Consider the following 24,719-nt stretch of genomic DNA (forward strand, 5'->3'; position numbering starts at 1 on the left):
GACTCAGGCAGACTTCTTATTCGTCCTGTTCCGTGACTTCGGCACGAGGGTCGGGGCGACATTCGATTCGACGACGTCCTTGGTCACGACCACCTCGGCGATGTCTTCGCGTGAAGGCACATCGAACATGACCGGCTGCAGGACCTCTTCCATGATCGAGCGCAGGCCTCGAGCGCCCGTGCCGCGCAGCAGAGCGAGATCGGCGATGGCCTCAAGTGCCTCAGTCTCGAATGTCAGGGAGACATTGTCGAACTCGAACATCCGCTGGTACTGCTTGACCAAGGCGTTCTTCGGCTCGGTGAGGATCGACATCAGCGCGGCCCGGTCGAGGTTGGACACGGTGGCCAGCACCGGCAGCCGGCCGATGAACTCCGGGATGAGGCCGAACTTGAGCAGATCTTCGGGAAGGATGTCCGCGTAGAGGTCTTCTTCGTCGTTCTTCGACTGCAGCAGTGCGCCGAAGCCGATGCCGTGCTTGCCCTTGCGGCCGGCGACGATCTCCTCCATGCCGGCGAAAGCGCCGGCGACGATGAAGAGCACATTGGTCGTGTCGATCTGCAGGAAGTCCTGGTGCGGGTGTTTGCGCCCGCCCTGCGGCGGCACCGACGCCTGAGTGCCTTCGAGGATCTTCAGCAGTGCCTGCTGCACGCCCTCACCGGACACGTCGCGGGTGATCGACGGGTTCTCCGACTTGCGAGCGATCTTATCGATCTCGTCGATATAGATGATTCCGTGCTCGGCGCGCTGGATATCGAAGTCTGCGGCCTGAATGAGTTTGAGAAGGATGTTCTCGACGTCTTCGCCGACGTAGCCGGCTTCGGTCAGCGCGGTGGCATCGGCGACCGCGAACGGGACATTGAGACGCTTCGCCAGCGACTGGGCGAGGTAGGTCTTTCCCGAGCCGGTGGGACCGACGAGCAGAATGTTCGACTTCGCGATCTCAACCTCGGAGTCGCTGGAGCCGAGGGTCTTCTCGTCACCGGACTGCAGCGATCGGATCCGCTTGTAGTGGTTGTAGACGGCTACCGACAGTGCCTTCTTCGCCGGTTCCTGACCGACGACGTACTCCTGGAGGAAGTCGAAGATCTCACGAGGTTTGGGCAGCTCGAGTTCGGCCTGCTCCGGACTGGATTCGCTGAGCTCCTCTTCGATGATCTCATTGCACAATCCGATGCATTCATCGCAGATGTAAACACCAGGTCCGGCGATGAGTTTCCGAACCTGCTTCTGAGACTTCCCACAGAAGTTGCATTTGAGCAGGTCTGCTCCGTCCGCACTGCGAGCCACTGTCACAACCTTTCGCCAGGACGCTTGGCCCCAACTCTACCGCTCGTGTTTCCTGTACCTCAATAGCTTCCCATACGTGGCTGACACGAGCCCCCAGCCACGACTCGGTGTGTCGGCGGAAGGAACTGAGAACGGGTCCGTCCGATCGCAATCGCACCAACCCGTTCTCAGTGTCTCCCCTGTCCTCCGACAGGTGATCAGCTCGCGTTCTTGCGCGAAGAGAGCACCTGGTCGACGAGACCGTAGTCCTTGGCCTGCTCGGCCGTGAGGAAGAGGTCGCGTTCGATGTCGTTCGAGACCTGAGCGGCCTCCTTGTTCGAGTGCTTGGCCAGAGTTCCTTCGAGCCATTCGCGCATCCGCAGCACCTCAGCGGCCTGGATCTCGAGGTCAGAGGCCTGCCCCTGTCCCTGCCCCTGCATCGCGGGCTGGTGGATGAGCACTCGCGCGTTCGGCAGGGCGAGACGCTTGCCGGGAGTGCCGGCGGCCAGCAGCACGGCGGCTGCGGAGGCGGCCTGACCGAGGCAGACGGTCTGGATCTCCGGCTTGATGTACTGCATCGTGTCGTAGATGGCCGTCATCGCCGTGAACGACCCACCCGGCGAGTTGATGTAGAGAGTGATATCACGGTCAGGATCCTGCGATTCGAGGACGAGCAGCTGAGCCATGACGTCGTCGGCGGACGTGTCATCGACCTGCGCGCCGAGGAACACGACACGGTCATCGAAGAGCTTGGTGTAGGGGTCCTGGCGCTTGAAGCCATAGGGTGTGCGCTCTTCGAACTGCGGCATGACATAACGCGACTGCGGCATGTTCGACGCCGTCGAACCCGGCATAAAGTTCATTGAATTCATTCTTCCCTCACTCCTGCTCAGTTGTTCTCGACGTCGGACGCGCGGGTGACCATCTTGTCGATGAATCCGTATTCGAGCGCCTCTTCGGCGGTGAACCAGTGGTCGCGGTCGTTGTCCTGGAGGATCTGCTCGAGCGACTTCCCGGTCTGCTGAGCAGTCAGTTCGGCCATCTGCTTCTTCATGTGCAGGATCAGTTCGGCCTGGATCTTGATGTCGGTGGCCGTACCCCCGATGCCGCCCAGCGGCTGGTGCATGAGGATGCGGGCGTGCGGGGTGGCGTAGCGCTTGCCCGGGGTGCCCGAGGAGAGCAGGAACTGTCCCATCGAGGCGGCCATGCCCATGGCCACGGTGGAGACATCGGGCTTGATGTACTGCATCGTGTCGTAGATGGCCATTCCGGCGGTGACGGAACCGCCGGGCGAGTTGATGTAGAGCGAGATGTCCGCTTCGGGATCTTCGGCGGCCAGCAGCATCATCTGCGCGCAGATGGCGTTGGCGTTGTCGTCACGCACTTCCGAACCGAGCCAGATGATGCGCTCTTTGAGAAGACGATTGAAGATATGGTCGTCCAGACCCATTCCCCCACCGGCGTCGAGGCCGACGGGAGCTGTCATGTCGTATGCGCTCACGTTTCACTCCTGTGTTCTGTGGATGGCTTGTTATGGACTCTAACCGCTCTCCCCCGGGTTTTAGTCCGCGGCGAGGCCTGTGTTCGCCCTCAGCGTGATCGGGACCTGCGCAGATGCGAAGACGGTGGGTACGGATCACAATCCGTACCCACCGTCTCATCAGGATTCCACCGCCGAGGCGGCTCGTCCTCAGTTCTCTTCGGCGACCTCTGCAGGTGCTTCGTCCGCGGCTTCCGCGCTCTGCGCGGTCGCGTCGGCATCCTCGGCACCGGCTTCCTCGGCGTCGTCACCGGCGGAGGTGAAGGCCTCCATGTCGACGACGTTTCCGGCGGTGTCCTTGACCGTGGCACCGGCGAGGACGGCGGCCAGGGCCTTGCGGCGCGAGACCTCGCCGACCAGCGCATTGACCTGGCCGGAGCTGTCGAGCATCTGGGCGAACTCGTTGGGGTTCATTCCGTACTGCTGCGAAGCGGAGATCAGGTACTCGATGAGTTCGGGCTGGCTGACCTCGACGTTCTCGGCTTCGGAGACGGCATCGAGGATGAACTGCGTGCGCAGGTTGCGCTCGGTCTCCTCGGTGACCTCCTTGCGGTGCTCGTCGTCGTCCGAACGGTTCTCGGACTCGAGGTGACGCTCGACCTCGTCGGTGACGATCTTGGCCGGAACCGGGACGTCGAGGGTCTCCATGAGGTGCTCGAGGACCTTGTCGCGTGCCTGGACGCCCTGTTCGGTCTCCTTGGCCTTGCCGGCCTGGACGCGGAGGTCCTCCCGCAGTTCGTCGATCGTGTCGAACTCGCTGGCCAGCTGAGCGAAGTCGTCGTCGGCCTCGGGCAGTTCACGTTCCTTCACAGCACCCAGGGTGATCTTCACGGTGCCCTGTTCGCCGGCGTGCTCGCCGCCTGCGAAGGTGGTCTCGAAGGTCGTGGTCTCTCCGGCGGAGAGGCCGTCGAGAGCTTCGTCCATGCCTTCGAGCATCGTTCCGGCACCGACCTGGTAGGAGATGTCGGAAGCGGTGTCGATCTCTTCGTCGCCGATGGTGGCGACGAGATCGAGGGTGACGAAGTCGTCCTTGGTCGCGGGGCGGTCAACGGCGACGAGTGTTCCGAAGCGGGTGCGCAGCTGCTCGAGCTCGGCGTCGACATCGGCGTCGGTGACCTCGATGGGGTCGACCTCGATGTTGATCGTGTCGTAGGCAGGCAGTTCGACCTCGGGGCGCACGTCGACCTCGACGGTGAAGCCGAGTTCGCCGTCTTCGGTTCCGTCGAGACCGGGAACCTCGGAGATCTCGACCTCGGGCTGGCCCATCGGCTTGAGGTCATGTTCTTCGACCGCGTTGCGGTAGAAGTCGTCAAGTCCGTTGTTGATGGCTTCCTGGATCACAGCAGGACGGCCGACGCGCTGATCGATGATGCGCGCGGGGACCTTGCCCTTACGGAACCCGGGGACGGTGACTTGAGCCCCGATGGTCTTGTATGCCTCGTCGACGCTCGGTTTGAGTTCGGCGTATGGGACTTCCACGCTGATCTTGACCCGGGTGGGGTCGAGTTGCTCGACGGAGCTCTTCACAGTGTGACCTTTCAAATTCGACAGTCATGCATTTTCGGTCATCTCCGACCTGATCATCCGGGTTCGTGACCGCAAACGGCCATCTCACAGCCTGATCGGTCATCTCGTGACCTTAGAGGGAGCGAAAGTCCACGAATAGTTCGCGCACGTCCGCAAGACGCAATCACCTATGTTACGCGAAACCCCGCCCGATACGCGAAACCGGGGTGATTTCACGAGCTCGCTCCACCTCGGTGTCCGTAGAGTTCGTCGAGAGTGATGATGACGTTGGCTGCCGTCCACGACAACGGCGCCACGGAGATCGGATCACCGTCCGCGCTGATCTTCTCCGGCAGCGATCCTGCACTGGTGCGATGGTCTGCCAGCCAGTCGAGGATCGATTCGGCTCGGTCGCTCAGCCCGAGGCGCGCGAAGCCGAGCGCCATAAGCGACGTCGACGGCGTCCAGCTGGAGCGGTCGATGATCCAGCCGTGTCCGGGCTTGATCCCTCCGGCCGGCTGTTCGAGGCGGTCCCATACTCCTGCGAGAAGCTCAGGTTCGAGCGCGTAGATCCCTTCTGACCGCTTCGGCACGAGCCCGGCGGCGGGCAGGTAGGCGATGGCCGAATCCGATCCGCCCGAGGTGGGATACCGCTGCATCCCATTGGCACCGAAGGTTCGAGTGAAGGTCGCACGAAAGTCATCCGCTGCGAGCAGAACGGCTGCCGCATCCTCGCCGAGGCGGCTCCACAGATCCCCATTCGCCTTGGTCAGCGCAGTGAGTGAGTTCATCCCGACCAGAGTCGGTCCGGCCAAACCGAGGGTGACCTGTGATTCTCCGACTTCCCAGTAGTCCGGACCGACCGGAGGCAGGCTGCGACCGCGGTCGGTGAGGTCGAACAGGCGCCGACTGGTCCGTCGCAGCAGGTCATCGAGCTCCCCGAGGTCGGACGGCGCGGTCGTCGTCGCGGAGACGGCATGCACTTCGGAGACCGCCCAGAGGACGAGACCGAGGGAATCGAACTGTGACTCGCGATCGTCCGGAGCCAGACCAGTCGACGGGTCGACGCGGGCGGCGAACGACCCGTCGACCGCTTGCACGGACTGCAGATAGCGCAGATGGCTCCATGACAGTTCCGACAACCCGACCCGCGACAGAGCCACTGCAGAGAAAGCCGTGTCCCGCGGCCAGACATAGCGCCAGGCATCGGCCCATCCGGCGACCGGGGCGGGCAATTCATCGCTGAGGACCCACAGGTCGAGCAGGGCGGAGACAGCGAGGTCGCGGCGGTGGGCAGGCAGAAATCCCAGCCACGATTCGCAGCTGGCGAGGAATTCCCGCTGCCGCCGCGCCGGGCCCGGATCGACCAGATCCGGCATGACGCGTGACTGTGCGGGCAGGCGTCGCGCGGCGAGGGCATCGAGGGCTTCGCGCCGACCTGATCCGGTGTATGCGGCAGTGACCGAGCGGACGGGATCCGGTCGGGCCGCATCGGCGAGTGCCGCGGTGATCGCCGAACCGAGGCCGATCGCACCGATCCCGACGACCGCTCCGGCGAGCATCGCTCGCCGGCTGGGTCGCGCGATCGCCGACGCAGTGTCACGCTCATCGCGCAAGGGCGTACTCTGCGGCGGCTGATCGACTGTGGTCATCTGAGGATCTTACCCGTCCGGGAACGAAGAAACCGGCCTGACCATCGTGTCAGACCGGTTCGTGGAGGGGATGACGGGAATCGAACCCGCACCATCAGTTTGGAAGACTGAGGCTCTACCATTGAGCTACATCCCCGTGTCGCGAGTTCGACTATAGTCGAGAACTTCTTCGAGCGCCAAATCGACATTCGGTGACCTGCGTCACTCGTGCGATCTCACTGTGAGGTGCGTCGCATTGACGGGTGTGCGGGATTCGCAAGGTGCGCGTCGCGACCCGCCTGTGGTTAGATAGGAGCCGTCGCGGGATGTGGCGCAGCTTGGTAGCGCATCTGTTTTGGGAACAGAGGGTCGCAGGTTCAAATCCTGTCATCCCGACAGACTTCAGCCGCCCGGACCGATCGGTCCGGGCGGCTTCTTCATGTCGAATTTCGACAGGCCGACAGCAGAGCCGCAGCTCACGCCTCGAAGTCGATGACCTGCCTGACGACCGTCCCGTCGGAGAGCGCGTCGAAGGCCTCGTTGAGCTCGTTCAGCTTGATCGTGTCGGAGATGAGCTCCTCGACGGGCAGCTTGCCTTCTCTCCACAGCTGGGCATAGACGGGGATATCCCGACTCGGCACTGCTGACCCCAGATAGGAGCCGATCACGGTCCGAGCCTCGGCTGTCAGGGTCACCGGGGTGATGTGAGACTGCGCGTCCGGGGCGGGCAGCCCCACCGTCACAGTCGTCCCGCCGACGGCTGTGGCCGTGAACGCGGTCTCGAAGGCCCGAGCATGCCCGACGCATTCGATGACGATCGGAGCCTTCCGCTCCCCCAACTGTTCGGGGGTGTAGACCTCGACGGCACCGAGTTCCTTCGCCCGCACCAGCTTGTCAGGGTTCGCGTCGACGCCGATGACTCCGGCGGTCTCGATCGACAAGGCCGTAATGAGCGCAGCCATTCCGACTCCGCCGAGGCCGACGATCATCACCTCGTGATCCGGTCCCGGCCGTCCCGCGTTGAGCACCGCGCCCCCGCCGGTGAGCACGGCGCATCCGAGCACCGCAGCGATGGAGGCGGGAACATCGTCATCGACGGGAACCACGGATGCCCGATTGACCACTGCGTGAGTGGCGAATACGGACGCACCGAGGTGGTGGAGCACTTCCGCACCGGTGTCGTCATGGAGACGCACCTTGCGGCCGTCGAACGGCAGGGTCCCGGCTCCATTCGTGGCGCTGCCGGGGGTGCACGGCAGCTTGCCGTCGGTGCGGCAGTTCGCGCATTCCCCGCACCGGGGCAGGAACACTGTGACGACCTGCTGGCCGACCTCGAGATCATCGACGCCGTCGCCGAGCTTCTCGACGACTCCCGCGCCTTCGTGCCCGAGCAGCATCGGCAGCGGGCGAGGACGGTTTCCGTCGACGACGGACAGGTCCGAGTGACAGACCCCGGCGGCCGTCATCTGGATCCGGACCTCCCCTGGACCCGGCTCATCGAGTTCGAGCGTCTCAACCGAGATCGGCTGTGACTGGGCGAAGGGCCTGGACCGCTTCATCTCTCGCAGCACAGCACCGTCGATCTTCATAGACTCAGTCCCTTCGTCCGGTCACAGAGCCTGCGGGCCCTGCTCCTCGTATTTCGCCATGATGTCGATGCGACGTTCGTGACGCTCATCGCCGGAGAACGGTTCGGCCAAGAACGCATCGACGATCGCGATCGCGTCGGCTTCGGGATGCTGACGGGCACCGACCGCAACGATCTGAGCGTTGTTGTGCTGACGGGCCAGCTTCGAGATCTCCGGGTTCCAGGCCAGTGCGGTACGCGCTCCCTTGACCAGGTTCGCGGCCATCTGTTCGCCGTTGCCCGATCCGCCGATGACAACGCCGAACGCGTCGACGCCTGCGGCTTGGTCATCGACGACGGCCTGTGCCGCGGCGATGCAGAAGGCCGGGTAGTCATCGAGCGCGTCGTACTCAAGTGCGCCGTGGTCGACGACATCGTGTCCGGCCGACTCGAGATGGGACTTGAGGACTTCTTTGAATTCGAATCCGGCGTGGTCGGTGCCGAGGTGAACCTTCATGTGTCTGCCTTTCGGTGGAATCTGCAGCGGTTGAGCCCGCTGCGTGAACGGACTGTTCAGTCGCGGCCGTTGGTTCGGCGCGAACAGCTCAGTCGAAGATCGGGCCCTGGTCGCGGGTGCGCTTGAGCTCGAAGAATCCCGGCGTCGAGGCGACCGCGAGGACTCCGTCGAAGAGGCGTCCGGCATCCTCTCCCTTCGGAGCGGGGGTGACGACAGGACCGAAGAACGCGGTCCCGGCGACGCGGCAGATCGGTGTGCCGACATCGTCGCCGACCAAGCTCAGGGCCTCGTCGTGGGAGGCCTGGAGCTGTGAGTCGTAGTCATCGGTCTCGCCGTACTTCATGAGGTCGGCGGGCAGCTGCAGTTCGGCCAGAGCTTCGGACACTGCCTTCTCGAAGTCCTTCTCTCCACCCGGGTGGATCCGTGTACCGATTGCGGTGTAGAGCGGTTCGGCGATCTCCTCACCGTGTTCGGCGATTGCGGCGGTGACGATGCGCATCGGGGCCAGGGCCCGGTTCATCAGCGCCCGGTAGTCCTCGGGAATGTCCTTGTCACGGTTGAGGAAGTTCAGGCTCATCGGGTGGAATTTCACCTCGACGTCGCGGACCTTCGCGACCTCGAGTCCCCAGCGTGAGGTCATCCATGCCCACGGGCAGGCCGTGTCGAACCACAGATCGAGTGTTTCCTTGCTCACTGTCTCTCCTCCGTCAAACGCTCGCGGGTCCCAGGCCGGGCACCCATCGTGTCAGTGCACAATCTATCAAGACCCGCCAGCCTCGGTGACGGTGGCCGAATCGCGATCCGTCGCACCGACACCGCCGCAGCGGAGCGTGTTCATGAAAGAATGACTGCGTACACCCGGTTCCCGAAGCGAAGGTCACCTCACTGTGCCGCAACACAACCTCACCCGCGACGAAGCACGCGAACGTTCAGCCGTCGTGGACGTCTCGAGCTACGAGCACACTCTGATCCTCACAGGAGTTGGTGAGAGTTTCCGCGTCCGTTCACGTATCCGGTTCACTGCGGCAGCGGATTCGACGACCTTCATCGACGCGATCACCGCCAGTGTCGAGCGCGTCCGCCTCAACGGCACGGACCTCGACCTTGCCGAGGTGGTCGCACCGGCCCGCATCACCCTTCCCGGCCTCGCCGCTGAGAACGAACTCATCGTCGATGCCCATTTCACCTATATGAACACCGGAGAGGGTCTGCACCGATTCGTCGACCCGATCGATGATGAGATCTACCTCTACTCTCAGTTCGAGGTCCCAGACGCACGCCGTGTCTTCCCCGTCTTCGAACAGCCCGATATCAAGTCTCCGTACTCATTCACCGTCGTCGCGCCGGAGAAGTGGACCGTCGTCTCGAACTCCCCCACTCCGACTCCGAGCGATCCGAAGGAGACTTTCGCCGAGCTCGGAGAGGAACCGCAGGAGGGCATGGCGGTGTGGCAGTTCGCCCCCACCACGCCGATCTCGTCGTATATCACCGCGATCATCGCCGGCCCGTATGAGTCCGTGCATTCGCAGCTGACTTCCTCCGACGGTTCGATAGTTCCGCTGGGCCTGTACTGCCGTGCGTCTCTGCTCGAACACCTCGATGCGACGAAGCTGTTCCGGATCACGAAGGCCGGTTTCGAGTTCTTCGAACGCGAATTCGGTGTCTCCTACCCGTTCGAGAAGTACGATCAGCTCTTCGTGCCCGAGTTCAATGCCGGAGCGATGGAGAATGCCGGCGCCGTGACGATCCTCGAGAACTATGTGTTCCGGTCGCGTCCGACCGAGGCTCTTGTCGAACGACGGACCGTCACGATCCTCCACGAGCTCGCCCATATGTGGTTCGGCGATCTCGTCACCATGCGCTGGTGGAACGATCTGTGGCTCAACGAGTCCTTCGCCGAGTTCATGTCGACGCTGGCGACGGCCGAGGCCACCGAATTCGCCGATGCGTGGACGACCTTCGCCACGATCGAGAAGTCGTGGGCCTACCGACAGGATCAGCTCCCGAGCACACACCCGATCGTCGCCCCGATCGACGATCTTGCCGACGTCGAAGTCAACTTCGACGGAATCACCTACGCCAAGGGCGCTTCCGTGCTCAAACAGCTCGTGGCCTGGGTCGGTCGCAAGGAGTTCTTCTCCGGCCTCAAGAGCTACTTCGACAAGCACGCGTGGTCGAACACCGAGCTCTCCGATCTGCTCACGGAGCTCGAGGCCACCTCGGGCAGGGATCTGGAGAGCTGGTCGAAGCTGTGGCTGGAGGAATCCGGGGTCAACCTCCTCGAAGCCGTCGTCACCGCTGAGGCCGGTGATGGCACGGCCGAGGCATCGGGAACGGACGAGCAGACGATCTCGAGCCTGCGCGTGACTCAGCAGCCCTGGTCGATTCCTGGTCAGCCGACTCCGTCGCTGCGTCCGCACCGGTTGGCCGTCGGCTTCTATTCGGACAATGGGCAGGGACGTCTGCAACGCATTCATTCCTTCCCTCTCGACGTCGACGGAGAATCCGCAGAGGTGGACGAGGCTCGAGGCCTGGCGCTGCCCGATGTCATCGTCGTCAACGACGCCGATCTCAGCTATGCGAAGGTCCGCTTCGACGCCCGCAGCATGGACACTGCGGCGAACAGACTGGGTGACTTCGACGATTCGCTCACCCAGCTCCTCGTGCTGGCAACGCTGTGGGATGAGGTCCGTGACGGCGAACGGCCCGTCCACGATTACATCGGCACTGTGCTCACCCACCTGGGCGCCATCACCCATTCCTCCGGACTGCTCACGCAGATGCGCCAGCTCGATACGGCAGTCGGCTCCTACCTGCCGCCGCAGGAGCGCGAGAGGATGCACGCCGAGGTGGCTGACCGTTTCATCGAGGTCCTCGAGACGACCGAGGAAGGATCGGACCAGGCCTTCCAGTTCGTGCGCGGATTCATCCGTCACGCGACCACCCCCGTTCAGCTTGATCGGCTGAAGTCCTGGCTGCGACCGGAGACCGAACGTGTCTACGGGATCGCCCTGGACACCGATCTCACATGGGAGATCATCATCAGCCTGTGCGCGAACGACGTCGTCGACGATTCGACAGTCGAGGACATGAGCCGCAGGGACCCCAGCGCCACCGGCGTCCGCCACGCCGCGACAGCACGGGCCAGCCGCCCCACCTCGGCGTCGAAATCGCAGACTTTCACACGGATGGTCGACGATGCGAATCTGCCGAACTCGGAGCTCGGGGCGCTCGCTCTCGGCTTCGGTACCGGGCTGCAGACGAACTCCGGAGATACCATCGCCGCCGAGGCGCCGCTGCGGTCCTTCGCCGACGAATACTTCGCACGGGTGGCAGGCTGGTGGGAGACGCGCACCCTGGAGATGGCGCAGACGATGACTCTGCGGCTGTACCCACCGGTGAGTTCTGCCACAGTCGACGCCACGTCGCAGTGGCTCGACGATCACCCCTCAGCGCCGAAGGGCCTGGTGCGGCTGATGCGGGAGAACCTCGCCGATGCGAAGCGGGCGCTGCAGGTTCAGCGTGTGTCCAGCGCTTCCAAGGGATCATTGAACCTCCACAGTTAGTCTCGAATGATCATGACAACCGAAGCAATAGATTCCACTGTTCAGAACGCAAGTGACTTCGATTGGGCAACGTTCCTCCTCGGTGCTCCGCTGAAGATCACCGTGATCATCATCGGCGCCATCGTCGTCAACCTCATCATCCGACTCTTCATCCGTCGGTTCACCACCGCAGTGGCCAAGGGCACAGTCGGCAGCGAGAAGGCCGAAAGCGCCGGCCGAACGAAATTCTCCGCCACTGCGCTTGAGGCTCAGCGGACCGGGATCGATGAGCAGACGATCAAGCAGCGCCGAGCCCAGCGGGCGAAGACCGTGGGCCGCATGCTGTCGTCGGTGACGACGATCCTCGTCAGTGTCATCGCGGTCCTCATGATCCTCGATGCGCTCAGCTTCAACATCGCCCCGATCCTCGCTTCTGCCGGTATCGCCGGTGTTGCCATCGCGTTCGGTGCTCAGGAGCTCGTCCGCGACTACCTGTCGGGATTCTTCATCGTCATCGAAGACCAGTATGGAATCGGTGACACCGTCGACCTCGGCGAAGCCGTCGGCGAAGTCGAGGACGTCGGCCTGCGCCGCACCCAGATCCGTGACCTGACCGGCACCCTGTGGCATGTGCGCAACGGTGAGATCCTGCGCGTGGGCAACCTGTCCCAGGGTTGGGCGCGCGCCGTGCTCGACATCCCGCTCGACTACCGGACCTCGATGGACGAGTACCGTGAGATGACCGCGGACATCACGCGCACCCTGCGGAGGGATCCCGAGCTGTCCAATGCGATGCTCGAGGATCCCGAGATCGCCGGCGTCCAGTCGCTGTCGGGCTCCCACCGGGTCATTCGCACCATGGTCAAGACCAAACCGAACCTGCAGTGGATGGTCGAGCGAGCCTTCCGTGCCGAACTGATGACCCAGCTGGCCAAGCGCGGCGGACAGATCGGTATGGTTCAGGAGACGGTTCTGCGCACTCTGCCCGCTCAGGAGAAGGCGATGACTCCGGCAGTCGCCGAGGATTCCGAGAATCCCTCGGCTCTGCCCAGTGACCAGGAGATCCGCAGCACCGTGCAGGAGGACTCCCCCAGTGAAGGATCGAGCGATGTCGCAGACAACTGACGGTTCCATCTTCGAAGCCGTCGGCGGGCATGACACGTTCACCCGCCTCGTCGACGTGTTCTACCAGCATGTCGATGCGGATCCTCAGCTCATTGCGATGTACCCCGACGGCCATGAGCTGGAGGGGGCGAAGCACCGTCTGCAGATGTTCCTCGAGCAGTATTTCGGGGGTCCGTCGACCTACCAGGAGCAGCGGGGTCACCCGCGACTGCGGATGCGGCATTTCGACTATCCGATCGATTTCGATGCCCGGGACCGCTGGCTGCGCTGCATGCGCGCGGCTCTCGACGATGTGAGCCTGCCGCCGCTGTACGACGAGATGTTCTGGGACTACTTCCAGCGGGCAGCGACCGCGATGGTGAATACGAACCCGAACATCCGGTGATCACTCTCCGGTGACCACAGACCGCTGATCACAGTCCGCGGGCACGCGTGAGCAGGTGACCGCCTGGGGCGACGAGACGCAGCCAGTTTCCGGATTCCATGATGCGCAGCTGACGGTCGTCATCGCGACCCGCTGGTGGAATGAAGCGCAGCGCAGCGGCGGCGAAGGCCAATCCTCCTGGCATCCCGGTTCCCTGCTCGCCCGTCATCGGACGTGACCACACGCGGGAACGCAGAGCCTTGACCGCGTGTCCCCCGGAACCCTCGGGCGCACCGGTGCTGATCTCCGCGATCCCTGACTCCGCAGTCTCGTGGAGCCGTCCGACGCTGATCGTGTCGTATTCGGACCAGCCTCCGCGCGGAGGCGCGATCCCGGTCCACGACACGAGCACCGAATTCGGCGGTACCGGCAGAGTGGTTCCGTTCTCGTCTCGGGCGAAGCGGTCGAGCAGATTCGACAGCGGCACCGCCTCGTCGAATCCGTCTTGTTCGTGGTCGTCCAGGCGCAGCATCCGCATGGCCAGCACCAGCGGTGTCGAGTCGCCGAGCCCGTGCGGGAACAACGGTGCCACGGTGGCGGCCAGGACGTCGGAGGCGACCTGCAGTCGCATCGCTCCGTCAGCATCTGCCCTGTGCGCCAGTGAAGTGAACGCGGAGAGATCCCGCATCGACAGTGGGTCGTTGATATGCAGATCCGTCATCGTCGGGCCCTCCGCAGCGGAACGGGCGTGCCGAGCACCGATTCCATCGCGACGGTCTCGGCTTCGCTGAGGCGCCGTGGCCGGCCGCTGGCGATGTCGATGAAGACGATGACGGTCTCGGCGACCGTGTAGGTGCGCGAACCGTCCGGTTCGCAGATGACATAGCCCACCGTCACCGAGGCGGGTCGGACTTCGCTGATGACGAGATCGACCGCGATGGGTCCGGTCCGATAGGGAATCGGGGCACGGTATTCGATGGCGTGGGAGGCAACCAACAGCTCGGTGGTGGCAGAGGCGTCGGCGAAGATCGTCGGTATCTCGACCCCGCTGACCGTCTCGGACACCCCATGTTCTCCCGGCGTGGTCGGTGCATCGGAACTGTGGGTGGGAGAGCCGAGGGCACGGACGCGAGCCTCTTCCAGCAGTTTGAGCTGGGTGACGTTGTTCACGTGGCCGTAGGCGTCCATATCACCCCATCTCAGTTCCAACAGTACGCGGGTGAATTCGTCGAGAAGGGGGTTGGTGGCGCCAGAGTGCATGCCTCCCATCATGCCACCTTCATCACGACGGTGCCGCACGCGATAGGATCGTGACTCGTACGCACGATCAGCCCAGTCATCCGAGGGAGAAGCCCATGACCGACGAAGCATCCTCCGAAGCGGAGGCGAACGTAGCTCGGCTGCACGAGATCCTCGATCTGCGCCGACTCGAGTTCACTGCGGCGTCCAGCGAAACGGACTTCTTCATCGGGCACAGTCAGTACAAACCCGACGGTCGGGTCTTCGGCGGGCAGGTGCTCGCACAGTGTGTCGTCGCAGCCGCTGCCACACTTCCCATTGACCGCCTGATCCATTCACTCCACGGATATTTCCTGCGCGCCGGCGATGTCAGCGAGCCCATCGAATTCGGCGTCGAGCGGCTGCGCGATGGCCGTTCGTTCTCTGCCCGCCGCGTCCACGCATATCAGAAGGGCGCGCCGATCCTGTCATTGAGCGCTTCGTTCCAGGACGTGCAGCCCGGTCTCAGCCATGCCGAGCAGATGCCGACCGGGCTGCCGGCTCCCGAGGACTGCCCGGAACTGCTTGACTATATCGGCCAGGAGGATTCTCCGGTCGTCAGCGACTGGCTGAGGAAGCGTCCCTTCGAGGTCCGTCCTGTCGAGCCGTCTCTGCACACCTCGGGCGTCTCGGATCCCTCGATCACCGAACAGCATTCCTGGTTCCGAGCCAGTTCGACGTTCGGCGACGATCCCGTGCTCAATGCCGCGGCTCTGGCCTATGCCAGTGACTTCAACCTGCTCGAACCTGTCCTTCGTCATCACGAACTGACGTGGCGAACCCCGGGGCTGCGGGTGGCCAGCCTCGACCATGCGATGTGGTGGCACCACCGGGTGCGCGTCGACGACTGGATGCTCTACGTGCAGGAGTCTCCGGCTGCACAGGGTGGGCGCGGTCTCGGCTACGGCCGTATCTTCGCTCAGGACGGGACCCTGCTGGCCACTGTGGCCCAGGAAGGCATGGTCCGGGTCAAGGAGGTTCAGTGACGAGTAAGGACCCGACGATGATGGACATCATCGGCACCATCCTCAGCCGACTGGTCAATGTGGCGCTTTTCCTCGTCATCGGGCTGCTCAGCCTCGTGGCGTTCATGGGGCGCACGGATCTGCATGTGGCGGTCTGCGGGCTGTTGGCCGTTGTGTGTGGAGTCATCGGCACGATCCTCGTCCGTCTGCTGTTCAGAGGGATCGCGAACCTCGGCGGACTCACCCGCCGCTCAGAGGACTGACTCTTCTCCTCACTCGGTCGCGGCTGCACGCTGGCCCGCTTGGACCGTCCGCGAGCGGACGCAGCGCACGACTGCCACTGATTCTGTGCGGGCGCATTCATCGTCCACCTGTTCCGCACGGACGCAGTGATGCCCCGGTCTCTATGACCGGGGCATCACTGTGTGCGAAAGAAGAGTCGGAACCGGTTCGGCTCAGACCGGACTGAGATCAGTCGCGGGTGAGACGGCGGTGGGTGACTCGGTGCGGGCGGGCCGCATCTTCGCCGAGACGCTCGACCTTGTTCTTCTCATAGGCTTCGAAGTTGCCTTCGAACCAGTACCAGTTCGCCGGGTTCTCCTCTGTGCCCTCCCACGCGAGGATGTGCGTGGCCACACGGTCGAGGAACCAGCGATCGTGCGAGACGACCACGGCGCAGCCGGGGAACTCGAGCAGAGCGTTCTCCAGCGAGCCGAGGGTTTCGACATCGAGGTCGTTCGTCGGCTCATCGAGCAGGAGCAGGTTTCCGCCCTGTTTGAGGGTAAGAGCGAGGTTGAGGCGGTTGCGCTCACCGCCGGAGAGGACTCCGGCCTTCTTCTGCTGGTCCGGGCCTTTGAATCCGAACGCGGAGACATAGGCACGGGAGGGCATCTCCACCTTGCCGACCTGGATGAAGTCGAGTCCGTCGGAGACGACCTCCCACAGGTTCTTGTCCGGATCGATTCCGCCGCGGGACTGGTCGACATAGGAGATCTTCACGGTCTCTCCGACCTTGAGATCTCCTCCGTCGAGCTCTTCCATACCGACGATCGTCTTGAACAGCGTCGACTTTCCGACGCCGTTGGGTCCGATGACGCCGACGATGCCGTTGCGCGGCAGGGAGAAGCTCAGACCGTCGATGAGTTTGCGCCCATCGAAGCCCTTTTCGATCTTGTCCGCTTCGATGACGACATCACCGAGGCGGGGGCCGGCCGGAATCTGAATCTCTTCGAAGTCGAGCTTCTGCGTCTTCTCCGCCTCGGCCGCCATCTCTTCGTAGCGGGCCAGACGGGCCTTCGACTTCGTCTGCTTCGCCTTCGGGTTCGAACGCACCCATTCGAGTTCGTCTTTCAGCCGCTTGGCGAGTTTCGCATCCTTCTTACCCTGGACCTGAAGGCGCTCCTGCTTCTTCTCGAGGTAAGTCGAGTAGTTGCCCTCATACGGGTAGAGGTGCCCACGGTCGACTTCGGCGATCCATTCGGCCACGTGGTCGAGGAAGTACCTATCGTGGGTGATCGCGATGACAGCGCCCGGGTAGGTCTTCAGGTGCTGCTCGAGCCACAGCACCGATTCCGCATCGAGGTGGTTCGTCGGCTCGTCGAGGAGCAGCAGATCGGGCTTCTCGAGCAGAAGCTTGCACAGTGCCACACGGCGACGTTCACCGCCGGAGAGCACAGAGACGTCCGCGTCCGGCGGCGGGCACCGCAGAGCGTCCATCGCCTGTTCGAGCTGCGAGTCGAGATCCCAAGCGTCAGCGGCGTCGATGGCCTCCTGCAGCTTGCCCATCTCTTCCATGAGGCCGTCGAAGTCCGCGTCGGGGTCGGCCATCTCCTCGGAGATGGCATTGAAACGATCGACCTTCGCCTTGATCTCGCCGACGCCTTCTTCGACGTTGCCGAGGACGGTCTTCTCTTCGTTCAGGGGCGGCTCCTGCATGAGGATGCCCACCGAGTACCCGGGGCTGAGTCGAGCTTCACCGTTGGAGGGCTGCTCGATTCCCGCCATGATCTTCAGAATCGTTGATTTGCCGGCGCCGTTGGGGCCGACCATACCGATCTTCGCTCCGGGGTAGAACGACATCGATACATCGTCGAGGATGACTTTGTCACCGTGCGCTTTGCGCGCCTTGTGCATGGTGTAGATGAATTCGGCCATAGTGCTCTCAGGCTATCGGTTCGGCGCACCCCAGCGCCACTTGACGCTCGGCATCCGTCGGGGATGTCCGAACTTCCGCCGAGGCGGCCAGACCTGCGTTGACGAGCGCTCAGCCTCCGCCGAGAGACGGGGCTTCACCCGAAGTGTCACCCTCGTTCGAGGTCTCCTCGGACCCGCCCTCACCGGAGGAACCGTCGGTGCCCTGCGAACCGTCGGTTCCTTGGGGACTGTCGGTGCCTTCGGAGCCCGCAGTCCCTTCCGCTCCCCCGGTGCTTGCCGTCGAGGATTCGTCTTCACTCGGCGCGGGGCTCTCGGTTTCACCGTCCTTGCCGTTGATGTCCTCGCCGGGCAGGTGGCCGGCACCGTTCGAGTCGCCGTCTTCGTCGCGCTTCTCGCCCTTCGGCGCTTTGACACCTTTCGGCCGTTCGACTTCGCCGAACAGGCAGGAGCCCGTCGATTCCGTGGGCTGGACGAGGTCGGCGGTGGCTTTGCCCTTCCGGATCTCGCCGACGACGCACCCCTTGTCGGTCTTGACTCCGAACATCTTCGAAGGAACTTCATTGCCGAGTGGCGATTCGTCGATCGTCGCCTCGAGCTGTTCGGGCTCATATCCGGCGTCGAGCATCGTGGAGAAGAACTTCTTCGTCGACGGCACCGATTCCTTGTCACCGGTCAGCGGTTTGAGTGCCTTGAGCACCTTGTCGACTTCGGCAACGGGCTTAGCCTGGGTCTGCTTCGGCTGCGGCTGCGAATCATCGGCACCGAAGCCGAGAAGCGAGCAGCCCGACAATGCCAGAGTCAGTGCCGCAGCACTCAGCACAGGAACAAGACGCATCTGCAACCTCGGCGAGAGGGGACGATTGACAGTCTCACTCTAGCGGATGACTTGGGCCGCGAGGCGCATCGATTCGACAGGATGCCAAGGAATTCACGCGATCAGAAGGGCGCCGCGACTTTTGCGGTCTGCTGGGCGATCGGATCATCTTCGGCACCGGTGTCGATATCGGCATCGTCGCCGCTCGAGGTATCGACGATGTCGCCATGATCGGTGTCACCGTCGGATTCGGACTCCGGCGGCGTTTCGGCTGGGCCCAAGGCGCTCCAACCCGAATCGTTCGATCCGGATGACTCAGAGTTCGACTCTCCGGCCGTCGACTGTGAGCGGTCGGCTGCTTTGGCGCGCTTGTAATGAGCGGTTCCGTACCTCAAGTCGGGGCCGATATGCTCCGCGACCACCGTCGGCGAGATTCCGCTGCGCTCCTCGGTGGCCTATTCTCGATTCCTCAAGCTGCCCGACACGATCACTGCGGCGCCCGTGTTGAGCGACATCGCGGAATTGCTCGCCAGGTCGCCGTAGCAGTCGACGCCGAACCACGAGGTGCCGTCGGTGACGAACTCACCGGTGTTCTTGTCGACTCTCCAATGGTTGACGGCCAGCCTGAACGAGGCGCAGGCTCGCCCGGACGGCAGCGTACGTGCGCTCGGTTCGGTGGCGATGGTGCCGGTGACGGTGATCGGGATTGCGGACATCGGAGTCTCCAAATCGGTGTGATGGAACCATACGGTCGTCTGCGTCCGCATGGATCTCCAGTCAGCCCGGTCCTTCGCTCCAGTGTCCAGAAACATGAAATGCCCTGTGGACAGAGGTTCTCCGTCCACAGGGCTTCATTGTCCGAGTAGCCCACGGAGTGTGTTCGAGTCGGAGACGCGCGTCTGCGTCTCAGCCGAGCATCTCGTAAGCCCGTCGGTGCTCTCCGATGACGCTCTTCACCGAGTTGAGATACGAGCTCTGGGCGACGCGGCCGACCGCGTCCCGCAGCTTGCCGTCGACCTCGGAAGCCGCTTCCTTCGCGCCTTTGGCCCGCGCAGACTTTGCCATCAGAGAAGTCACGAATGAACCGATGCAGCCGATCAGGAACAGCCCGAAGCTGACGATCCAACACCAGGTCGGCAGGGCACCCGAACCGATGACGGCGACGAGGGCGGAGACGATGATGCCGAGGAGACCGACGAACGAAGCGACGAAGAAGATGATCTGCAAGGTGTGTGCCAGCGACCACCAACCCGGGCTCTGGCGAGTGATATCCACAGCCGTGACGGCCGAGTCGAGATTCGCCGACAGCTCGTCGGTGCTCTTCTTCTCTGCTTCCGCGGCCTCGTTCTGCCATGCCTGCGGCATGGTCGACACGGATTCTGCGATGAGTTCGTGCGCCATGAGCCGGACGTGGGAGCTCTGTGCCTTCGTCGTCGCCGGCACCGAAGCGCGGACGAGCTCGTCCCGGTCCTGACCGTGCTTGGCACCCAGCGGATCGGGCGCATTGCGCTGGGCCCACGCGAGGATGGGGTAGCCGGTCTTGCGATAGGAACGGCGGATGTAATCATCGTGCACGGTCTGTGCCACGGCTTCGACACCGGCGGCTTCGGACATCGTCTCGACCAGTCGGGATGCACCGGCCAACTCGTCGGGCGAGGAGACCGGTTCTCCGAGTTCCTTCCGAATCCGATTGGCCATCGCCTGCATATCGGCCAGCAGCCGCTCGGCCGCTGCATCGTTCGAGTCGACGGTGTCGGCGAGGATGCTGCGGATCTCCGGGATGCCCTCACGGGTCACGGCCGAGGAGATGCGCACATTCGTTTCGCTCAGCCCATCCTCGTTGAGCAGCTGGCGCAGATGGTCGGTTGCGGCCTTCTGCTCTTCCGGACTGAGTTTGTCGATCTGGTTGAGGACGACGACCATGTTCGCGCTGTTCTCGGCGAGTTTGGTCAGGTACTCGGAGTGCAGCGAGAAGTCGGCGTACTTCTGTGGGTCGACGACCCAGAACACGACGTCGACGAGTCCCACCAGACGATCCGACTCGACACGGTGTTCGACCGCCGTGGAGTCGTGGTCGGGCAGGTCGAGCAGGATCAGACCGTGCAGGCGTCTCTGATCGTCGCCGTCGAGCGCGGACTCGCGCCAGGTCCGGCTGCGTTCGGGAACATGCAGCCAGTCGAGGACATCGTTGCCGCCCTCGCCCCAGACGCAAGCGGTCGGTCGTGAAGTCGTCGGCCTGCGCACACCGACTCGGGCGATCTCGAGACCGGCCACTGCGTTGAACAGTGAGGATTTGCCGGAGCCTGTCGACCCGGCGAACGCCACGACGGTAAAGTCCTCTCCCAGGCCCAGGCGGTCTTCCGCCCGGTCGAGCAGATTCTGAGCATCGGTGCGAACCTCTCCGCCGAGCTTGTCATCACTCAGCGACAGGGCGTGTGAGATGCCTTCGGCGAGGCGCCGGATCTCGGTCTGTGCGGAACTGTTCACAATGCCACCTCAAGTCGTTCACCGGAGGCGCGCAGGGCGCCCGCTTGCCGCGCCGGTACCGCGGATAGTCTCAGTGCGTTGTCGAAAGGAGTACGGCAGCCCGCCACGATGCCCACAGCCGCGTCGAGGAAGCGCTGTCGGATCGATGCGATGAGCCCGGCCGCCTCGTCGGCTCCGAAGATCGTCTCCGCGAGATTGAGTGCGACTCCTGCCCCTTGTCGGGTGCTCTGTCCGCCTTCGCCGGCGCTCCGCGGATCCCAGAAGGCCGCGTATTCGACGACGGCGCAGACGCCTGCAACGCCGAAGGACAGGATTCGGGCCTTGGACTTCTTGCCCTGACCGATATCGCGCACGAGCGCGTTGACTTCGTCCGACCACGTGCTCACCGCCGATTTCACTGAGTCCTCGAGCCCCGCGCCCACCGTGCGCAGTTCAGGCTGATCTTCGATGAGGGCCGCACCTGCAGCGGTGTTTCGCCACTCGGCATTGACTTCATCGACCACGTCGATGGCCTGTTCGCGCAGGGACACGGCCGCGCTGCGCAGGATGGCGACATGCAGTGGAGTGGCCGCGTCGTGTTTGCCGGTCACCGCTGCGGAGATGCGATCGCGCATTCGAGCCATCGTCGGCTCCAGTCCGCGGAAGAGTTGGCCTGTGCCCACGAAGTCCTGCCAGCGGGCATTGACCTCTCCGTGCAGGACCCGTCCGTCGGAGAAGACTTCGGCAAGTCCGGATTGAGCCGATCGGAAGCTCTTCTCGACTGAGCCGACCAGGGCGATGTGGGCCTGTTCCTGAGTTTCGGCGAAGTCGGCGAGCTCTCTGACCTGTGCGGGCAGGGCAGCGATCGCACCCGTCAGAGTGCGATTGCGGATACGTTCGAGTGAGGTGCCCTCCGTGCCGACCTGAGTGGTCCAGGAGCGAATCGGATAGATCGCCGCATGAGGCAGCAGACCGTCTTCCAGCTCGAGCTCGGCGACGGAGAAGATCGGTGAGTTCGCCAGTCCTGCATCAGCGAGCAGACTCGACAGGTGATGCCTGACTTCGCGGTTGGCTTCAGGTGGAACTCGATCGAGAACGATGGCCACTGAAGTGCTTCGCGCAGCCGCCGTCTTCAACAGGGCCCATGGTGCGGCATCGGCATACCGGTTCGCCGTCGTCACGAAGAGCCACAGGTCGGCGCTGAGCAGCACCCTGCGCGAGAGCGCGCGGTTCGTCTCCGAGATGGAGTCGATATCCGGACAGTCGAGGATGGCCGTGCCCGCTTCGATGTTCTCATCAGCGATGAGCACGACTCCGGGCATCGCCGACTGAGCGTCGGAGCTGCGCGGCAGGTCAGGCAGGTAATGCTCTGATTCGAAGAACTTGGCATCGGCGGGGTTGAAGATGACGACCGGGTTGCCGGTCGTCGGTCGACGCACGCCGGCAGGACTGACACTGCGCCCTACGAGGGAGTTGACCAGTGTCGATTTGCCGGCACCTGTCGATCCTCCCACTGCGATGAGGAACGGAGTCCGCGAACGGTTGATCCGCGGCAGCACGTAGTCGTTGAGTTCCGCAGTCAGTGCCGAGTGTGCTGCGCGAGCGTCGGCGAAGTCTTCGCTGCGCAGGGTGAAGCGCGTCTCCGAAACGCGTTTGACGATATCGTTCAACGCTTGGCCGACCGGCGGCGTCACGGCGCTCTTGCTCTCAGTCATCACGCCTCCACTCTCTATGTTTTCCCAGCTCGGCACCAACTGCCACGCCGTATCGGCGCGGAATTGCTCAGCGGCAGCAGGGATCAGACGGACCCGCCCAATCAACGGATGCGGGCGTGAGAAGCGCCCCCGGCGGGGCTCGAACCCGCGACCTACCGCTTAGAAGGCGGTTGCTCTATCCGACTGAGCTACGGAGGCTCAAACATCGTAACCGATGCCCGGATGAGAACAGAAAGCGGCCCCGGTTCGGTGCGGACTGTCTCGTCCGTCGCCTCGAACCGGGGCCGACGCTGCTGTGAAAGCTCGGCAGGAACATCTCAGTAGTGACGGGCTGCGTTCTCCATCGACTTCCTCACCGTCACGAATGACACGGCCACCACTCCCGTCATCGCAAGAATGACTGCCACGGCCTCGATCCCGAATGCGAAGTCGACGATGCTCGGGAAGAATCCTGCGAGCATGAAGCCCAGCAACGCGACAAGCGTGAGTGCCGTGGCAACCGAGAAGAGCTTTGCACCATTCATTGTCCATCTCCTTCGATCGATGCATCCGATGGAGAAAGACTAACGCCAGATGAGACTCACGTCACTGAGAATTTCAGGAGAATTCGTCTCAGCCTTCGCCCCGAGCGTCGATCGCCTTCTCCAGACGCTCGAGTTTGCCGTCGATCTCGCCGGTGTAGCCGGGACGGATATCGGCCTTGACCACCAGGGACACTCGAGTGCCGAACTGGCCGACAGCCTCGGTGGCCTCTTTGATGACCGCGAAGACCTCGTCCCATTCCCCTTCGATGGTCGTGAACATCGAGTCCGTCCGGTGCGGCAGACCGGAATTGCGGACGATCTCGACAGCCGCTGCCACGGCATCGTGGACCGAGGCGTCGGCCCCTTCTCCCCCACTGGGAGCGACTGAGAAAGCTGCGAGCATGTTGATGGTCCCTTCTGTCCGGTCCGGTGGGGAGCCGATCGGCTCCCCACCGGTTCATCTGGCTGAATTGCGGTCGAACGACTCGGCTCAGGCCTGAGCGGGCACTGTCACGATGAGCGAGTCACCCTGCCCGCCGCCTCCGCAGAGTGCGGCGATACCCGTGCCGCCGCCTCGGCGCTGGAGTTCGAGGGCAAGGGTGAGGACGACCCGGGCTCCCGAGGCACCGATCGGGTGGCCAAGTGCGACGGCGCCGCCGTTGACGTTGACCTTGTCCTCGTCGATGCCGAGGTCCTTGGCGCTGGCCAGGCCGACGGCGGCGAAGGCTTCGTTGATCTCATAGAGGTCGAAGGAGTCGGCTGCGACGCCTTCACGCTCGGCAGCGACCTTGATCGCCTGTGACGGCTGGTGCTGGAGAGTCGAGTCGGGTCCGGCGGTCCAGGCATGCGAACGGATCTCGGCGAGGATCGGAGCGCCGAGCTCTTCGGCCTTCTCACGCGACATGACGACGACAGCGCAGGCTCCGTCGGAGATCTGTGAAGCGTTGCCCGCGGTGATCGTTCCGTCCTTCCGGAAGGACGGCCGCAGCTTGGACAGGGACTCGGCCGTCGTGTCAGGGCGCACACCCTCGTCTGCGGAGATGGTGACATCGCCCTTGCGCGAGCTGATGGTCACGGGCACGATCTCGTTCTCGAAGGCACCGGCCTTCTGTGCCGCCGCGGCGCGCTGGTGCGAACGAGCGGAGAACTCATCCTGTTCGACGCGGGAGAACTCGCGGTCACCGGCATTGGCTTCTTCGGTCAGTCCGCCCATGGCCTGATCGGTGAATGCGTCCCAAAGGCCGTCGTAGTCCATATGGTCCTTGGCGACGACATCACCGTACTTGTACCCCGAACGCGACTTCATGAGCATGTGCGGGGCCTGGCTCATCGATTCCTGTCCGCCCGCCACGACGACGTCGTACTCGCCGACTCGGATCAGATGAGCCGCTTGGGTGATCGTGTTGATTCCCGATAGGCACAGTTTGTTGACCGACACAGCCGGAACGGACATGGGAATGCCGGCTTTGACCGCCGCCTGTCGACCGGGACCCTGACTGTTGCCGGCCTGCAGAACCTGGCCCATGATCACATAGTCGACGTCGGAGCCCTGAATGCCGGCACGATCGAGTGCCCCGGCGATGGCTTCGGCGCCGAGCTCGACGGCACTGAGTTTCGACAGCTCTCCCTGCAGTCGCCCGAACGGTGTGCGCGCTCCGGCGACGATCACTGCATCAGCCATATTTCCTCCTCGGATATCCGTGTTGCGGACGCGAGTCCGCAACACGTATGCATTTCGACAT

24 protein-coding genes and 3 tRNA genes are annotated in these 24,719 nt (G+C 63.6%); 6 read left to right on the forward strand and 21 right to left on the reverse strand.

Features of this window, described 5'->3' with window-relative positions; translation table 11 throughout:
* Positions 1-3 precede the first annotated feature (3 nt).
* From clpX to SB749_RS09490, 6 genes are all read right to left on the reverse strand, one after another.
* Positions 4-1,287, reverse strand: a complete 1,284-nt coding sequence (clpX, locus tag SB749_RS09465; RefSeq protein ID WP_169252138.1) for an ATP-dependent Clp protease ATP-binding subunit ClpX — start codon at positions 1,285-1,287, stop codon at positions 4-6.
* A gap of 197 nt (positions 1,288-1,484) precedes the next feature.
* Positions 1,485-2,129, reverse strand: coding sequence for an ATP-dependent Clp protease proteolytic subunit (locus SB749_RS09470; RefSeq protein ID WP_139467010.1), 645 nt, complete (start codon positions 2,127-2,129; stop codon positions 1,485-1,487).
* A gap of 26 nt (positions 2,130-2,155) precedes the next feature.
* Entirely contained in the window at positions 2,156-2,752 is a 597-nt protein-coding gene (locus tag SB749_RS09475; RefSeq protein ID WP_101545567.1) for an ATP-dependent Clp protease proteolytic subunit, read from the reverse strand.
* A 204-nt stretch (positions 2,753-2,956) separates the two neighbouring features.
* Positions 2,957-4,333: a trigger factor gene (gene tig, locus SB749_RS09480; RefSeq protein ID WP_410710123.1), complete on the reverse strand. Its 1,377-nt coding sequence runs from the start codon at positions 4,331-4,333 to the stop codon at positions 2,957-2,959.
* Positions 4,334-4,545: 212 nt separating this feature from the next.
* A complete protein-coding gene (locus SB749_RS09485) occupies positions 4,546-5,964 on the reverse strand; it encodes a hypothetical protein (protein ID WP_410710124.1) in 1,419 nt (472 codons plus the stop codon).
* A gap of 62 nt (positions 5,965-6,026) precedes the next feature.
* A tRNA-Gly gene (locus SB749_RS09490) sits at positions 6,027-6,100 on the reverse strand.
* Between the two features lie 165 nt (positions 6,101-6,265).
* On the opposite strand from SB749_RS09490, the gene SB749_RS09495 reads away from it, so the two are divergent.
* Positions 6,266-6,339, forward strand: a tRNA-Pro gene (locus SB749_RS09495).
* Positions 6,340-6,419: 80 nt separating this feature from the next.
* Here SB749_RS09495 and SB749_RS09500 read toward each other — a convergent pair.
* From SB749_RS09500 to SB749_RS09510, 3 genes are all read right to left on the reverse strand, one after another.
* Complete coding sequence (locus tag SB749_RS09500; protein WP_410710125.1) at positions 6,420-7,532, reverse strand: alcohol dehydrogenase catalytic domain-containing protein; 1,113 nt, start codon at positions 7,530-7,532, stop codon at positions 6,420-6,422.
* Positions 7,533-7,553: 21 nt separating this feature from the next.
* A complete protein-coding gene (locus tag SB749_RS09505; protein WP_410710126.1) occupies positions 7,554-8,027 on the reverse strand; it encodes a ribose-5-phosphate isomerase in 474 nt (157 codons plus the stop codon).
* An 88-nt stretch (positions 8,028-8,115) separates the two neighbouring features.
* Positions 8,116-8,721 carry a disulfide bond formation protein DsbA gene (locus tag SB749_RS09510; protein WP_410710127.1) on the reverse strand — a complete coding sequence of 202 codons (606 nt, stop codon included), beginning with the start codon at positions 8,719-8,721 and terminating at the stop codon, positions 8,116-8,118.
* Positions 8,722-8,914: 193 nt separating this feature from the next.
* On the opposite strand from SB749_RS09510, the gene pepN reads away from it, so the two are divergent.
* Genes pepN through SB749_RS09525 form a run of 3 tightly spaced genes read left to right on the forward strand, consistent with a single transcriptional unit; the run spans position 8,915 to position 13,082 of the window.
* Positions 8,915-11,593 carry an aminopeptidase N gene (gene pepN, locus SB749_RS09515; protein WP_410710128.1) on the forward strand — a complete coding sequence of 893 codons (2,679 nt, stop codon included), beginning with the start codon at positions 8,915-8,917 and terminating at the stop codon, positions 11,591-11,593.
* Positions 11,594-11,605: 12 nt separating this feature from the next.
* The gene (locus SB749_RS09520) at positions 11,606-12,697 is read left to right on the forward strand and encodes a mechanosensitive ion channel family protein (RefSeq protein ID WP_410710129.1); all 1,092 of its coding nucleotides are present in this window, start codon (positions 11,606-11,608) and stop codon (positions 12,695-12,697) included.
* Positions 12,681-13,082 (forward strand): globin, encoded by a 402-nt coding sequence (locus SB749_RS09525; protein WP_410710130.1) that lies wholly within the window; start codon positions 12,681-12,683, stop codon positions 13,080-13,082. The genes SB749_RS09520 and SB749_RS09525 overlap by 17 nt, the downstream gene beginning before the upstream one ends.
* A gap of 28 nt (positions 13,083-13,110) precedes the next feature.
* On the opposite strand, the gene SB749_RS09530 is transcribed toward SB749_RS09525, so the two are convergent.
* Together SB749_RS09530 and SB749_RS09535 are read right to left on the reverse strand one after the other, a co-directional pair.
* Complete coding sequence (locus SB749_RS09530; protein WP_410710131.1) at positions 13,111-13,782, reverse strand: hypothetical protein; 672 nt, start codon at positions 13,780-13,782, stop codon at positions 13,111-13,113.
* A complete protein-coding gene (locus tag SB749_RS09535; protein ID WP_139467001.1) occupies positions 13,779-14,321 on the reverse strand; it encodes an acyl-CoA thioesterase in 543 nt (180 codons plus the stop codon). Before SB749_RS09535 ends, SB749_RS09530 begins: the two co-directional genes overlap by 4 nt.
* A 95-nt stretch (positions 14,322-14,416) precedes the next feature.
* Between SB749_RS09535 and SB749_RS09540 the strand changes: the two genes are divergently transcribed.
* Both SB749_RS09540 and SB749_RS09545 read left to right on the forward strand, forming a co-directional pair.
* The gene (locus tag SB749_RS09540) at positions 14,417-15,325 is read left to right on the forward strand and encodes an acyl-CoA thioesterase (RefSeq protein WP_410710132.1); all 909 of its coding nucleotides are present in this window, start codon (positions 14,417-14,419) and stop codon (positions 15,323-15,325) included.
* Positions 15,322-15,567: a hypothetical protein gene (locus SB749_RS09545; RefSeq protein ID WP_229663906.1), complete on the forward strand. Its 246-nt coding sequence runs from the start codon at positions 15,322-15,324 to the stop codon at positions 15,565-15,567. Before SB749_RS09540 ends, SB749_RS09545 begins: the two co-directional genes overlap by 4 nt.
* Before the next feature lie 208 nt (positions 15,568-15,775).
* Here the strand turns inward: SB749_RS09545 and ettA are convergent, their stop codons facing one another.
* The 10 genes from ettA to SB749_RS09595 form a co-directional block, all read right to left on the reverse strand.
* Entirely contained in the window at positions 15,776-17,458 is a 1,683-nt protein-coding gene (gene ettA / locus SB749_RS09550; RefSeq protein ID WP_410710133.1) for an energy-dependent translational throttle protein EttA, read from the reverse strand.
* A gap of 109 nt (positions 17,459-17,567) precedes the next feature.
* The gene (locus SB749_RS09555; protein ID WP_410710134.1) at positions 17,568-18,293 is read right to left on the reverse strand and encodes a DUF6993 domain-containing protein; all 726 of its coding nucleotides are present in this window, start codon (positions 18,291-18,293) and stop codon (positions 17,568-17,570) included.
* A 101-nt stretch (positions 18,294-18,394) separates the two neighbouring features.
* The gene (locus SB749_RS09560; RefSeq protein ID WP_410710135.1) at positions 18,395-18,694 is read right to left on the reverse strand and encodes a hypothetical protein; all 300 of its coding nucleotides are present in this window, start codon (positions 18,692-18,694) and stop codon (positions 18,395-18,397) included.
* Positions 18,695-18,727: 33 nt separating this feature from the next.
* On the reverse strand, positions 18,728-18,988 hold the full coding sequence (locus SB749_RS09565; RefSeq protein WP_410710136.1) for a single-stranded DNA-binding protein: 261 nt from the start codon (positions 18,986-18,988) through the stop codon (positions 18,728-18,730).
* A 190-nt stretch (positions 18,989-19,178) separates the two neighbouring features.
* Positions 19,179-20,759: a GTPase gene (locus tag SB749_RS09570; protein WP_410710137.1), complete on the reverse strand. Its 1,581-nt coding sequence runs from the start codon at positions 20,757-20,759 to the stop codon at positions 19,179-19,181.
* Positions 20,756-22,453 (reverse strand): dynamin family protein, encoded by a 1,698-nt coding sequence (locus SB749_RS09575; protein ID WP_410710138.1) that lies wholly within the window; start codon positions 22,451-22,453, stop codon positions 20,756-20,758. The genes SB749_RS09570 and SB749_RS09575 overlap by 4 nt, the downstream gene beginning before the upstream one ends.
* A 124-nt stretch (positions 22,454-22,577) precedes the next feature.
* A tRNA-Arg gene (locus tag SB749_RS09580) sits at positions 22,578-22,651 on the reverse strand.
* Positions 22,652-22,770: 119 nt separating this feature from the next.
* Entirely contained in the window at positions 22,771-22,977 is a 207-nt protein-coding gene (locus tag SB749_RS09585) for a hypothetical protein (protein WP_410710139.1), read from the reverse strand.
* Between the two features lie 88 nt (positions 22,978-23,065).
* A complete protein-coding gene (locus SB749_RS09590) occupies positions 23,066-23,380 on the reverse strand; it encodes an MTH1187 family thiamine-binding protein (RefSeq protein WP_139466993.1) in 315 nt (104 codons plus the stop codon).
* An 87-nt stretch (positions 23,381-23,467) separates the two neighbouring features.
* A complete protein-coding gene (locus SB749_RS09595) occupies positions 23,468-24,658 on the reverse strand; it encodes an acetyl-CoA C-acetyltransferase (RefSeq protein WP_410710140.1) in 1,191 nt (396 codons plus the stop codon).
* Between the last annotated feature and the right edge of the window lie 61 nt (positions 24,659-24,719).

The organism is Brevibacterium sp. SIMBA_078 (assembly GCF_046534565.1).
In the GTDB taxonomy this organism is placed as follows: domain Bacteria; phylum Actinomycetota; class Actinomycetes; order Actinomycetales; family Brevibacteriaceae; genus Brevibacterium.